Source organism: Pseudogemmobacter sp. TB195 (genome assembly GCF_058313095.1).
This window is the reverse complement of the sequence record NZ_JBZEGG010000053.1, coordinates 1-11,742: the sequence shown is the minus strand read 5'-3', so window position 1 is coordinate 11,742 and position 11,742 is coordinate 1. Positions and strand designations below refer to the sequence as shown.

Here is an 11,742-nt window from a genome sequence, read left to right as displayed (position 1 = left end):
CGACCCGGGCCGTATCTGGCGCTGGACCGGCACCGCATGGGCCGACACCGGGGAGAACCCGCTGGCGGGGAAGGCGGATCAGGCTGATCTGGCGGCAGAGGTTGCCGAAAGAAAGGAAACGATCACGCGGCGACCCAATCAGATTGCGGCATTTCAGGTGCGCGATCCTTCTGGCACTCAGGCCCTGCGCGTCAATCCAGACGGATCGACAGAAATCGCATACCTGATCGGATACGCTACATCGGATGACGTCAACGCCATCACAGAGCAGCTTTCCGAGCAAGGGGAAATCATCAAACTTAGCGAGCAGACCCCGTGGGCTTTCAGGGTCTCGGATGGTCTCGGGACCGTAGCGCTTCGCGTCAATGATGATGGATCGACAGAGATTGCCGACCTGATCGGATATGCCAGATCCTCGGATTTGCCCCCATTGCAAAACGCCATAAGCAATTTGCAGAATGAGCTATCCAGCCTGTCCGAAACAGTCGGTGAATTAAGCGATATCGCGATCAACAGACCGCGCATCGACTGGCCAGAAAACCTGATCAGTTTCTGGGACTGGTCGGATGACGCCAAGCCTTATCGCAACCGGATCGGGGTCGAGAATTTTGACCTGACAGTAGGCAGCGCAGCTCCGCCTGCGCGCGTTGACGGCGGGCCATTCGGTAAGTCGTTGCGCTTTACCGGCTCTCAGTACCTCGCCTTGCGCGTGGATGACGGCAAGATCGGAGCGCTGGATCTTGCGGCGCGCAGCGATCAGGTGACGGTGATTGGCTGGGTCAATCGTGGCAATTTTGGGAACCACTTCGTTGCGGGCGTCTGGCAAGAGCATAACGCCGATCCCAGACGCCAATATGGCCTGTTCGTCTCGCTTCCGGTCTATGGTGGGCAAGATCAGGTGTGCGGACATATCAGCTATACCGGGGGCGCTACCCCCGGCTATCCGTATAGCCGGGACTACTCGACATCGGCGCAATGCGTCAGGCCGGGCGAATGGCGCATGGTTGCCATGACTTACGATGGAGAGAAGATAATCAGCTACATCGATGGGATCGCGGACAGCCGTCCGACTTTCACCGATAATCAGGGTCAGACCTATCGTAAAAACCCCTATGACTTTGACCTCGGTCTAAATCGGAAGATCCTCGGCGACTTTACAGTCGGCGGGGTTCTGATCACTTCCGGTATGTCCAATATGATGGTTGGCGATCTTGGCGGGGTTGCCATTTTTGGCAGGGCACTAAGTGCGGCTGAAATCCTGGACTTGCATCTGCAGACTGTGATCGGGGAAACTCTGGTCCACCTCGACCCATGGTATCGCAATTCTGGTGACCGCGCACCAATGGCAGTCGGTTGGCGATCCTATCATGGTCCGACTGCAACAGATCGATCCTCGACTGTTTTCACTAGCGCCTGGTATAACCACACCTTCACGGCCACCAACGCGACGTCACCTGCATATATGGCGCGCGCGGTCAACGCAGTCATTTCAGCCGCTGTTGTTGACAGCATGCATAGCATTAAAATCCAGCAAGCCGCGAGGATACGCTGCCGCATGAACAATTCGCTTGCGGCGGACAATGTGAGGCTGATGCTCAGGCTTGGCACACAGTGGTTTGCGAGCGCTGCTGAATATCAGATGCCCGCAGACGGGGGCGCTGCATCGGATTGGTCCGCTGCGCTGAATGTGGATCACGTCATCGACAGAGATCCATCCGCCTGGAGGCTTGTCGATCTGGTTCCGGGTTCGGCCCTGACCCTCGGTTCCGCCCCGAGTTCAAGGCTATCCGGCGAGATTACCGGCATAGGGCTCTTGAGCGAAGGATGTGCAGGCGTTCTTCGGGTCGCAAATATCAAAATTGACAGGAGATGATCTGATGATCGGTGTTGATATCGTCGCGGGCGATGCAGTGTTTTCCAAGGGGCTTGTCAACTGGCCCATCAACCCCACCGGGGTCCAGCCCGTTCTTGCCGTCTCGGCGGCAAGGAAGTTGATCGCGGGATACGATGGCCCACTTATCCGCGTTATTCGGGCGTCGGATGAAGCCGAGGAGGACATTGGAGCTGACAGCCTTGGAAGGCTGGACGAGGAAGCATTGCTGGCCTTCATCGGCGGCGGGAACGGGCTGATCCATACCGTATACTCTCAGGTAGGGTCTGCGTTTTTTGCCCGCCCCGCGCTTGATGCAGCCCCTCAAATTGTGGTCGCCGGGTCCGTAATCAAGCGCGGCGGACGCCCCGCTATGGTTATGGAGGGTAATCGGTATCTGGTCAGCTCAGGCGCGGAGGCATTGACCTCAGATCAGGGTTTTGTTGATTTCCACACAGTCGGAACGGTGGAGTCCGTTCCCACCGGAGTACAGCAGAATACCGGCGTGTTGTTCGCTGACCCTACCGGAAGCAGTCAAGGCGTCCACCGCCTGATCGCTCGGGCCTCACCCACAATGCTTGGGGTTGGAACCCGCAGGACGGGTGCGGAAGCGCGAACGACCGTTGAAGTGCCTTATTCCGTCTCCCTCAATCCCCGGATCATCCGAGGTAGGGCAGACTTCGCGGCGGGGATGCTTTCGGGGGATCTGGATGGTGTCAGCATGGGCAGCGCCGCGATGGTAAGCGCTGGCAAAACGCAGGCACCTGCAAACACGGCGGGGATGCATCTCGGCTATCTGCAAACCCCGACCAACGGCGCGCTGCATGGCACGGTATCCGAGTTGGTGTTGTTCACTACTGACGCGGGCGAGGACGCCGACGCGTTCAGCGCGGATCAACTGCGATTCTATCGGAACTGATTTCTCCCTCCAATACCTGACGTGCTGGCCCAGTCGATCCTCGGCTGGTTGGCTATACGGGCGGCAGTGATCATCGCGCTTGCAGAGACAGCAATCATCGCTGATGGTCACGCCGAATATTCATACGGGGCCAATGACATGCGGAACGTCTACTGGGATGCTTGGAAAGGCGCAGCGGTTGTAGCTGTGGTGCTGATCCATGCCAGTAATTCGACAGGCCTGTTTCCTGCCGGATCATTCAACTCAGACTTTGGGGTGTTCCTAAGGCAGATCATCAACTTCCCGGTGGCGCTCTTTGTTTTCTTGAGTGCTTACTTTGCAGGATCGTCCAAGAAAGCGCCTGCCTCCTATGGCAAGCAGGTGAGCGTCCGTCTTGGCAGGCTGCTACCTCCATATCTTGCGTGGGCCGCTATCTACGCTGCCGTGCGGCTGACCACTGGCGCGCTGAATCTACCGCAAATCCCCATGATGGTCCTCGATGGGACCATCATCGTGGTCGGCTACTATGTGATCATGATGGCCCAGATGACACTGATTTCGCCTTGGTTGGAGCGGGCCGGCGACAGGGTTCTCGTCACCCTTCTGCCCCTTACATGCTTGGCATCCTGCGCTTTCACATACACATTGCGGTATGCCTATGAAGGCGAGCCTTGGGCTGCGTTTCCCTATAATGTGTTGCCATTCTTCGTTTGGCTGCCGTTTTATATTGGCGGCATTCTGGCCGCGAGAAAGGCAACCGCTCTTCAGCGAGTGCCTGTGAGTCTGCTGGTGGTAGGGTTCGCGACTGGCGTTCTGCTGTCGCTTGGTGAGGCCTTTTTCATCTTTTCGGATGCTCGGGATCTGGCCATCTCGCAGGTTAAGGCGACATCTGTCATCACATCCGGCTTTGTTTGCCTGATCGCGGTCGCCGCCTTCAGGCATGTCGGATCTGTCAGCGCTGCCGTTCTCTCGTGGTTCGGTCAACGGAGCTACTACTTCTATCTTTCCCACATGCTCATACTGGGCTTCGTGCAGAAGATGATGCGTGGCCAGACCGGTTTGGACGACCTTCAGGTAATCTTTGTCCCTCTCAGTGCAGCCATAACGCTTTGCGTCTGTGCGGCGGGCGCACTCAGTGCATCCTGCCTTTTCGCGCGCACGCACCATCTGAAGCGTTTGGCAGGCCTATCCTGAAAGAACGCAACAGGCACTGCCGGCATAATGGCGGCTCGACTGATCGCACCTTCCCCAATACCTGACGCGCTTGCCCCGTCGATCCTCGGCGGGGCCGCTATATGGGCGATGGTGATCGCCGCGATGCAGTGACACGCGGCGATAGGTCTTGGCGGGTGCTTGTCAGGCCTCGGCCTTCGCGGTGATCACCTTTTCTCTGGCTTCAGGCAGCTTCTTGATTTCATCCATCGAGAGGATTTTGCCATTAACAACCCAGTGCCCGGCAACATCGGAGCGGGTTACCTTGGCGCCGACGGATTGAAGATAGTCGAATGCTTTCTGCATCTTGACGGTCTCTCCTGTATTGGGGGTACGGATCTGATGGCATCTCTTCTGCCAGTGTCCACATGATTCCCGCAAGGGTTGAAAACTGGTAAAATCGAGGTATCAAAGAAAACAGTGCTACTGTGCTGAATAGCTGTGCATGTGACCGGCGGCAGCTCAGTTTGGGGGCTTCACAGGACCGCCGGCCTGCCGCGCCTCCGGCCCGGACGGCGCAGCGCGCTGAGCATAGCCGCTCGGGCAAGAATTCCAAATGAAAATGCCCCGCCGGGTTAAGGGCGGGGCAGTAGGGCGGCCCCTGTCTAAATTGCCAGAGGGGCTGGCGCAACCTTCGCGCGAATATTCCTCAATCTCAACTGCATTCAGATGCCCAGGAGGCGCATACATGGCCCTGAAATATGACGGCACAATCAATGCGGGGGCGATCCTCCAGGCGGTGGTTGTGTTTGCTGGCGCACTCTCTGCGGTGATCTGGACGCAGGCAGGCATCTGGCGGCTTGAAGCCGATCAACGCCGCATGGAGGCCACGCTGGCCTCAGACCTCTCCACAATCCGCTCTGACGCCAGCGCCCGGGAAGTACGGATCCGGGCGGCAGAGCTGGCGCTGGCAGGTCAGCAATCTGACCTGCGCAGCATTCAGAGCGGGATCAGCCGAATTGAGGCGCAGCTCGAGAAGTTCCAGCCCAGGCCGTGAGCGCAGAGATTTGTTGCAATTCTGCGGGTGTATGCTCAACTCATCAGTGATGGCGCGATATTTGCAGCCTTTTGCGTAGCTATAGTGAGTTTTTTAACGGGTGATTTCATGGATGATTTCGACAAGGATGCAGAGGCAAAGGCGCGTGAAGAGCGAGCACTTGAGGGTGATGACAAACACGGTGGCTCAGCTGTCGGGTGGGTGGCTCTTGGCGCGATACTGTTTCTGGGCAGCTTAATCCTCTGGCTTGTCAGCTGAGGTGGTGCGGAAGTGGGTATCCCCCCAGCCCGATCCTGTCCTATGACCCGGTCTGGGAAATCCCCACCGCCTTATGCATGGCCATCGCGGGGGATGCGCTCGGCGCCTATATGGGCCTGTCGCGCGAGGTCACGGTCGGGCTGATCGCGGTCCTGTCCTATCCGGGCCCGCGTGGAGCCGGAGCGATGGTGGAGCGGTGGTGGAGCGGTGGGCCAGCCGGAAGGGGTGAGACGGCCTATGCAGCCAAGATTTCAACCTCATACCTGCCAGAACTGGCCGCAAGGGTCAGTCGATCATCTTTGAGAGATACGGTGGCTTCGCTCTCTTGCAGGTCAAGGGTATCCTGAAATCTCTCAACGATGCGCGGCCAGAACCCCTTTTCGACAAGCCTCATATTTGCAGCGAGGCAGTGAAGGGATTTAACCGGTCCTGTCATCAGCATCACATTACCTTCATCGCATAAGAAAATGCTGTAGCAGCGACCACAAGTGATGCCGCGCAGCAGGCGGCGTAGAAGCGAACAATATTCATCGTTTCCTCCGTCAATGAGCTGATACCTACTCAACCCACGAATGTAATTCTGGTTCCACCGCTCCGGCCGCCTCGCCGGTTTTTTCCATTAAGGAGAACGTCATGAGCAAGATCGCTCGGGTTTTCGGGCGTAAAGCCCGGCTGCAAGGGGCGGCGCGAAGCACCGATCAGGGTGGTTGAGATTGCTCAGGTAACTCCGTTCAGCCAACTGCGCGCGTTCCAGAGCTGGATCAGCCAGATCATGGCGCAGTTGGAGAAGCTCCAGCCGAGGCCGTAAGTGGCTCACCCGCTGCCTGAGCCGCCAGAGGGTGAGCCGAGACAACCTTTAGGGCTGAAAAAGGCTGTCTCACGAAACCAATAATAGTCAGACTGTGGCGAGATTTCGGCGATTGCATCCGGATCCCGTGAATATTCACATTCAGGCCACAATCCGCCTTATGGCCGCCTCCACATGGGCCTCTCGCGCGTGGTCACGGTCGGGCTGATCGCGGTCCTGTCCTATCTCGGCCCGCGTGGCACCGGGGCTATGGTGGAGCGGTGGGCCAGCCGGAAGGGGAGCGCCCGGCATTTCTCGTGCCAGGCGCCTTGTTTACTTCACCGTGACCGTGACGCAGCCGGCCAACGTCCCCTTCTCCCCTTCGGCAGTATTCTTTGTGCAGAACTTATCCTTGCCTTTGAAACCTGCTGCCGGTGTGTAGATGATGCCCTGCTTGGACAGGGAAATCGTGCCGGACTTCGGGGCGCGGGTAAGTTTGACTTCCGTCGCCGGGACGCGCCTGTTTTCCTGTTCGTAGATAAAGCCGGGATAACTGATCAGGCAGTTCTTATCTGATGCGGACATCTCGAACGCGCCGTTTCCCTTGCCCTTGCCCCAGCCTCGTCCGTTGCTACCAGTGCACTCTGCGAAGGCGGCAGAGCCGCTCATTGCTGCGATTGTGGCGATCATTGTGAATACTGTTCTGCGGATCATTTCCAAATCCTCTTGAGAAGTATCGATCGGTGCGGTCCGGCCAAAAAGGGCCGCCGATCTCAGCCTGCCAGAAATCCGACTTCCGGCAAGACGATTCGAAAACTCACAACCATGGAGAACATCATGAGCAAGATCGCTCTGGTGATCGGGCATAACGCCCGGTCGCAGGGGGCTGTCCGCGTGACGGACAAGCGCACCGAATACGACATCAACTCTGACCTCGCGGTAGCGATCCGGGATCTGGACCCGGCACGCTATGTGATCGTGCGCCGCACGCACGGCACCGGTGAGATCGGCCGCGCCTATGCCGAGGTTGACCGGCTGGGTGTCGCGGCCTCGGTCGAGCTGCACTTCAACAGCGCGGAAGCGGCAAGCGCCACCGGGACCGAAACCCTGACCAGCGGCACCCCGAACAGTGCCCGGCTCGCGCGCGGGGTGCAGGCCGGCATGGTCCGCGCCCTCGGCCTGCGCGATCGCGGCGCGAAGGTCATCGCGAAGAACGGTCGCGGCGGGGCCTCGCTCTGGACCGGCAAGCCGCCTGCCATCCTGATCGAGCCGTATTTCGGCAGCAACGCGGGCGACTGCGCCGCTGCTGATCGCAACTTCTCGGCGCTCGCCCGCGCCATCCATGAGGCCTGCACGGCCTATCTCAAAGGAGCCTGACCCATGGATTTTCTGAAATCCCTTCTCTCGCCCGAGGTGACTGCCTCGCTGGCCGAGCTGCTGGTCGCTGTGATCGGCCTTATCCTGACCGTGGCGCTGCCGATCCTGTCGGCGCGGATCTATCGCTGGACCGGCGTCCGGATCGAGGAAAAGCACATGAAGGCCTTGCATGAGGCGATCAGCACCTGGGCCTTTACTGCCGTCACGCGCGGGGTGAATCCGGCCAGCCGCGAGGCCTATGAAGATCTGCTGGCCTATCTCAAGCAGTCGGTGCCGGATGCACTCAAAGCTCTCGGGCCGTCCGCAGATGTGCTGATCGGGCTGGCGGGGAGATACATGCGGTCCGCCGCAAGGTGAGGGGCGAGCCGCGCGTGGCAGCAAACGCGCGCGGCTCTAGTCACAAGGGCTTAGTCGTCCAGAAAGCGGTTGTTAGCTGCGGCGTGCTTCGAAAGATCGACGCACAGAATACGTACTAGGACCGAACCGAACGAAGCGGATCTTGGCCATTTACCCAATCTTGGGGCGCTATCTCCTCAGCAGCAGTGACAAGGAATTTTTTAAGCCTTCCTGACTCGGTTTGAACCCTGTCCACGGTAACCTTCACCATGCCCTTCCGTCCTGCCTGATATTGATCCAAGCTAGTAGTGATGATATTAGCAGTGCCCCTAAGTGGATTCTTAACTAAGGTGAAGGCCGCAGTGCTCCTTAGAACTGGATCATACATTCGACCATTTCTGCTAAAGAGATTATAGGCCGTCACATTTGTGAGCATAATTTCTGGAGCATTCAGTGGCTTTGCTTCAATATATTCTTTTGTTTCTTGATCCATTTTGAATAAATGTGTGCGTCGTGATTTGAAAACAATTTCGCTAGCAGTCTGACCAATAGCAGTATGTGCGCGACTTAGGGGTGGCTCAATTTTTTGAATGAGCGTGTCTAGTTCATTTTTCTCATCTTTGCTAAATCTGTTATAGTATTTTTTGAATCCATCTGGAATTTCTGATATAATTCCAAGCGCCTTTCCAAAGGCATACTCAATAGTTTTATTTATGTATGGAGCTATCACGCTGACTGAGCCACCTAAGGCAATCGTTGCGTAAAACGGATTTGCAGCAACCCAAGCGTCCATAGCTACTATGAAACTACCTTGCTTTGCTGGGGACATGTATATCTTGGCGGATTTTGACATGTCTCCCCGGGATTTATATCTCCCAGTCGCGGCGAAGTTTATGGTTGTAGATAGCGCCCATGATAAGCCCTCAAGACTCTTGGAGGCTGCATATGCCTCGACCTTATTGTTGTCAGCATCTAGGCCATCGAAAATAACTTTATACGGGATACTTATTTCTGCCAATCGTCTATCCTCTCATTGCCCGTTTGGCCGGGAATGTCTGAAATTTACTTCAAGTATATTGGGTGACTCAGAATCACAGTATCAAGGTCTCAAAGGGCCGCTAATGTGTCATTTTCGTGTCCACGGTCCCACGTGATCCGTTCTCCGCGCGAGACGTGAAGGTAGAGAATTGGCTGGTTCTTGATGTCTGGAAATCTAGGCGCCCGGCTTGTCATGTCGGGGCTGGCTGTAGTCAGCTCGAAGTCTGGCGGGTGGTGTAGCAGTCGAGGCAGAGGCAAGGCGTGATGGATAGATGAAACCCACCGGAGCGGGCGGGCTTCATCTATCCGATTTCAAAACCAAATCCTTTGCGGTACTAAGGGTTAGAGGCTAGGCTTACGCGGCCTCGTCATCATCGCTCAGTCCGTTCGCAACTTTCAACTCTTCAATGTCGTCGGTGAAATCAAGCACAAGCTGAATTTCTTCTTCATTGGGGTGCATTGCATTGTAGTGGTCAACCTTCATTTGCAACGCATAGGCGTCACTCACGATAGAGCGACGATCTTGCTGAACATGCTTTTCAACATGTGCTCTCGGAGCTGTGTCAATGTCTGCCCATTCGAAAAGTGTCTGGCCATCGGTTGCCTTCAGGCGAACCGGAATGAAAGCTCTGTGCTCCCGGCCATCTTTGTCTGTGCGCTTCTTTTCTCGGAGCGCCCCTGCTAAGTCGTTCGCCAGGACAGTAGCGAGCTCAACGATGCGGGGTTGCCACAATTTCTGTCCAATTGCCCATGATGCGACAGTTCGCAAATCAACCGGCTCAGGCGATACCTCGTCACGGTACCGCTCAAATATATTCTGCAAGTCTTCTTTGTAGTTAGCCATTTTTACCTCAGCGAGTTGTGGGGATGCGATCACCCCATCCATCCATCATCATTGCAATTCCAAGGCTGCCTCGAACCTTAACTAAATGTTTTCTTAGAAAATCGTATTGACCCATGCGTCTGTGAAGTTGTCCCACTACCAGTCCGGGATGAACTCCCATCCTCTTGGCAAATGCGAGAACCTCTCTTTCGGCGAAATAGGGCTTCTTTCGTAAGTAGAACGATTGCATCTGGGCGGATGGAACACAGAAATCTGCGGCTTCCTCATTGGCTATACGCTCCTCATCGGGCAAGCCAGGAGCAATATCGCCCTTGAGGTCAGAATCGACGATGGCTTCATCTTTGCCATGACCGTGCAGGACGTGTGCGCACTCATGGCGTAGGACAAACCAAAAATTGTCGATCCTGTCATAACGCAGAGATAGTCCTATCACTGGTGCTTCAGGGCCAAGCCAGAAGCATGCTCCGTCAATGGCGCTATTTGCTACGCCTTCCACAATCACAAAACGAACACCAGCGCTCGCCAGTAGACGGGGCACGTGGCGAACGCCATTAGCGTCAGCACGAAGTTCGCTAAATTTTGAGATTACTTCCCCAAGCTTTTCACTGTCAAATCGAGAGGGAGACATCTCATTCGCAATCTGCCGAACGCGAAATAGCCACGCAAGTTGCTCTGGTGAAATGTGGTCATAGCTTGTTTTCTTGGCGGAGTGTGACAGGTGGGGGATATCATCTAAGGATGATACCCCAAAAAACCGACAAACCTGCTCTTCGAGGCTACCGCTGCCATGTTCAGGGGAAACCCAGCCTCGGCGCGTCATTTCCCTGAGCGGGTACTTATTGAGGATGCGTGCCCTTGCGGCGATATTGGGGTCAGGTTCTTCGGTGCCAGCCAAATCCCAAGCCGCCTGAATAGCGGCAATTTTCTCCGCGTTCAAATCAAGAGCGGCAGAGAGTGCCTTGGCCATGTTTATACTGACAGCGCGCTTATCGCTCAGGATGTGGTTGACTGATACGGCGGTTGTCCCCAATGCGTATGCGAGATCGACCTGGGTCCAGCCCTTTGCCTCCATCGCGCTTCTCACAAAGCTGCCGGGAGAAATCAGCTCGCTCCTGTCTATCATCGACCGCGCCTTCCTTTTTTTCGTAGACCTACATGATCACCGGGTGGCTGTCAATTATCGCATTAACATATCAGTTAATTGATGCTATGTGACTGATATGTATGGGCGGATAATCGGAGTTGCGAGCGAGTTCAGGGATGCATCTGGATCCACTGGATGATCAATCAACTATCGGGGAGCTGGTCAGTGCAGAGCAACGGCGGGGGGCGGTAACGACCGAATTACCCTGCGTGATAGAAGTCCATGTTGCGCCCGCTGTAGTAGTCCAGCGGGCCGCAGCCAGACAGAGCGATGAAGAACGCGAGGGCGGTGATCCTGATCATTCAATGACCTCCAAGGATCCGGCCGGCAGTGGCCCTTGTAAGGATTTGGCGTCGGTCCATGGCTCTACCAGCCATTCCTCCCAGTCGTCCGGCTCCGTCAGGATCACCGGCATGGCCTTGGGGTGGATCTCTGCCACCTCCGCATTCGGATCACAGGTCAGGAAGGCGAAGAGGTCATCCGTGGTTTCACCGTCCTTCAGCTTGCGGATGCTGGTCCAGTCTGGCACCCAGATACCGGCAAAGAACGCCGGGCGATCCTCTTTCAGTGCGAACCACGCATTGCCTGCACCTTTGCCCTGGCGTGGCTCTGCGAACCGCTCGACCGGCACAAGGCAGCGGCGCGGTGGCCCGAGCCAGCGCCGCCAGTGTGGCGAGTTAGTGTTGCGAACATTGGTGACGCCGCGGTCGATCCCGCTCTTGCTGTGGAACTGAGGCGGGGAGGGCAGGCCCCACCGGGCGCTCCGCAGAACGTGCCCGCCATCTCCGGCAGTGATGATCGGTGCCATGCGATCGGGCCAGATATCGCCGGGCTCGATGTTGCCGGCGGCGTTCGTCAGCCCCGCGAAGAGCTGGCGCATCGCCTCAGGTGAGGTGGTCTGGCTGTAAAGGTTGCAGATGTGGACGGCCCCTCTCTTGTCAGGATTGCAGAAGACTTTTGACCAAATCGTTTGCTATCAGA

General features: G+C 56.6%; 13 protein-coding genes. 7 read left to right on the top strand and 6 right to left on the bottom strand.

The window, feature by feature from the left end; translation table 11 throughout:
• The 3 genes from AC4FS3_RS27970 to AC4FS3_RS27960 form a co-directional block, all read left to right on the top strand.
• Positions 1 to 1,873: LamG-like jellyroll fold domain-containing protein (locus AC4FS3_RS27970; protein WP_491023254.1), on the top strand; the 1,873-nt coding region annotated here is incomplete at its 5' end.
• A gap of 4 nt (positions 1,874 to 1,877) precedes the next feature.
• Positions 1,878 to 2,789 (top strand): arabinofuranosidase catalytic domain-containing protein, encoded by a 912-nt coding sequence (locus AC4FS3_RS27965; RefSeq protein ID WP_491023253.1) that lies wholly within the window; start codon positions 1,878 to 1,880, stop codon positions 2,787 to 2,789.
• A 21-nt stretch (positions 2,790 to 2,810) separates the two neighbouring features.
• Positions 2,811 to 3,962: an acyltransferase gene (locus AC4FS3_RS27960; protein WP_491023252.1), complete on the top strand. Its 1,152-nt coding sequence runs from the start codon at positions 2,811 to 2,813 to the stop codon at positions 3,960 to 3,962.
• Between the two features lie 162 nt (positions 3,963 to 4,124).
• Here the strand turns inward: AC4FS3_RS27960 and AC4FS3_RS27955 are convergent, their stop codons facing one another.
• On the bottom strand, positions 4,125 to 4,286 hold the full coding sequence (locus AC4FS3_RS27955; protein WP_491023251.1) for a hypothetical protein: 162 nt from the start codon (positions 4,284 to 4,286) through the stop codon (positions 4,125 to 4,127).
• A gap of 382 nt (positions 4,287 to 4,668) precedes the next feature.
• Between AC4FS3_RS27955 and AC4FS3_RS27950 the strand changes: the two genes are divergently transcribed.
• Positions 4,669 to 4,977, top strand: a complete 309-nt coding sequence (locus tag AC4FS3_RS27950; RefSeq protein WP_491023250.1) for a hypothetical protein — start codon at positions 4,669 to 4,671, stop codon at positions 4,975 to 4,977.
• A 108-nt stretch (positions 4,978 to 5,085) separates the two neighbouring features.
• On the top strand, positions 5,086 to 5,235 hold the full coding sequence (locus AC4FS3_RS27945) for a hypothetical protein (RefSeq protein ID WP_491023249.1): 150 nt from the start codon (positions 5,086 to 5,088) through the stop codon (positions 5,233 to 5,235).
• Between the two features lie 1,120 nt (positions 5,236 to 6,355).
• Here the strand turns inward: AC4FS3_RS27945 and AC4FS3_RS27940 are convergent.
• Positions 6,356 to 6,736 (bottom strand): Ig-like domain-containing protein, encoded by a 381-nt coding sequence (locus AC4FS3_RS27940; RefSeq protein ID WP_491023248.1) that lies wholly within the window; start codon positions 6,734 to 6,736, stop codon positions 6,356 to 6,358.
• Positions 6,737 to 6,859: 123 nt separating this feature from the next.
• On the opposite strand from AC4FS3_RS27940, the gene AC4FS3_RS27935 reads away from it, so the two are divergent.
• Together AC4FS3_RS27935 and AC4FS3_RS27930 are read left to right on the top strand one after the other, a co-directional pair.
• A complete protein-coding gene (locus AC4FS3_RS27935; protein WP_491023247.1) occupies positions 6,860 to 7,399 on the top strand; it encodes an N-acetylmuramoyl-L-alanine amidase in 540 nt (179 codons plus the stop codon).
• 3 nt (positions 7,400 to 7,402) lie between these two features.
• The gene (locus tag AC4FS3_RS27930; protein ID WP_491023246.1) at positions 7,403 to 7,756 is read left to right on the top strand and encodes a hypothetical protein; all 354 of its coding nucleotides are present in this window, start codon (positions 7,403 to 7,405) and stop codon (positions 7,754 to 7,756) included.
• A gap of 115 nt (positions 7,757 to 7,871) precedes the next feature.
• On the opposite strand, the gene AC4FS3_RS27925 is transcribed toward AC4FS3_RS27930, so the two are convergent.
• From AC4FS3_RS27925 to AC4FS3_RS27910, 4 genes are all read right to left on the bottom strand, one after another.
• Positions 7,872 to 8,753 (bottom strand): DUF7946 domain-containing protein, encoded by an 882-nt coding sequence (locus AC4FS3_RS27925; protein WP_491023245.1) that lies wholly within the window; start codon positions 8,751 to 8,753, stop codon positions 7,872 to 7,874.
• Between the two features lie 375 nt (positions 8,754 to 9,128).
• Positions 9,129 to 9,617: a hypothetical protein gene (locus AC4FS3_RS27920; protein WP_491023244.1), complete on the bottom strand. Its 489-nt coding sequence runs from the start codon at positions 9,615 to 9,617 to the stop codon at positions 9,129 to 9,131.
• Between the two features lie 7 nt (positions 9,618 to 9,624).
• Positions 9,625 to 10,740 carry a helix-turn-helix domain-containing protein gene (locus AC4FS3_RS27915; RefSeq protein WP_491023243.1) on the bottom strand — a complete coding sequence of 372 codons (1,116 nt, stop codon included), beginning with the start codon at positions 10,738 to 10,740 and terminating at the stop codon, positions 9,625 to 9,627.
• Between the two features lie 319 nt (positions 10,741 to 11,059).
• Positions 11,060 to 11,680: an SOS response-associated peptidase gene (locus AC4FS3_RS27910; protein WP_491023255.1), complete on the bottom strand. Its 621-nt coding sequence runs from the start codon at positions 11,678 to 11,680 to the stop codon at positions 11,060 to 11,062.
• Positions 11,681 to 11,742 lie beyond the last annotated feature (62 nt).

Coding starts and splice junctions, on each gene's coding strand:
- AC4FS3_RS27965 (WP_491023253.1), top strand. CDS start 1,878: ATGATCGGTGTTGATATCGTCGCGGGCGATGCAGTGTTTTCCAAGGGG.
- AC4FS3_RS27955 (WP_491023251.1), bottom strand. CDS start 4,286: ATGCAGAAAGCATTCGACTATCTTCAATCCGTCGGCGCCAAGGTAACC.
- AC4FS3_RS27950 (WP_491023250.1), top strand. CDS start 4,669: ATGGCCCTGAAATATGACGGCACAATCAATGCGGGGGCGATCCTCCAG.
- AC4FS3_RS27945 (WP_491023249.1), top strand. CDS start 5,086: ATGGATGATTTCGACAAGGATGCAGAGGCAAAGGCGCGTGAAGAGCGA.
- AC4FS3_RS27940 (WP_491023248.1), bottom strand. CDS start 6,736: ATGATCCGCAGAACAGTATTCACAATGATCGCCACAATCGCAGCAATG.
- AC4FS3_RS27935 (WP_491023247.1), top strand. CDS start 6,860: ATGAGCAAGATCGCTCTGGTGATCGGGCATAACGCCCGGTCGCAGGGG.
- AC4FS3_RS27930 (WP_491023246.1), top strand. CDS start 7,403: ATGGATTTTCTGAAATCCCTTCTCTCGCCCGAGGTGACTGCCTCGCTG.
- AC4FS3_RS27920 (WP_491023244.1), bottom strand. CDS start 9,617: ATGGCTAACTACAAAGAAGACTTGCAGAATATATTTGAGCGGTACCGT.
- AC4FS3_RS27915 (WP_491023243.1), bottom strand. CDS start 10,740: ATGATAGACAGGAGCGAGCTGATTTCTCCCGGCAGCTTTGTGAGAAGC.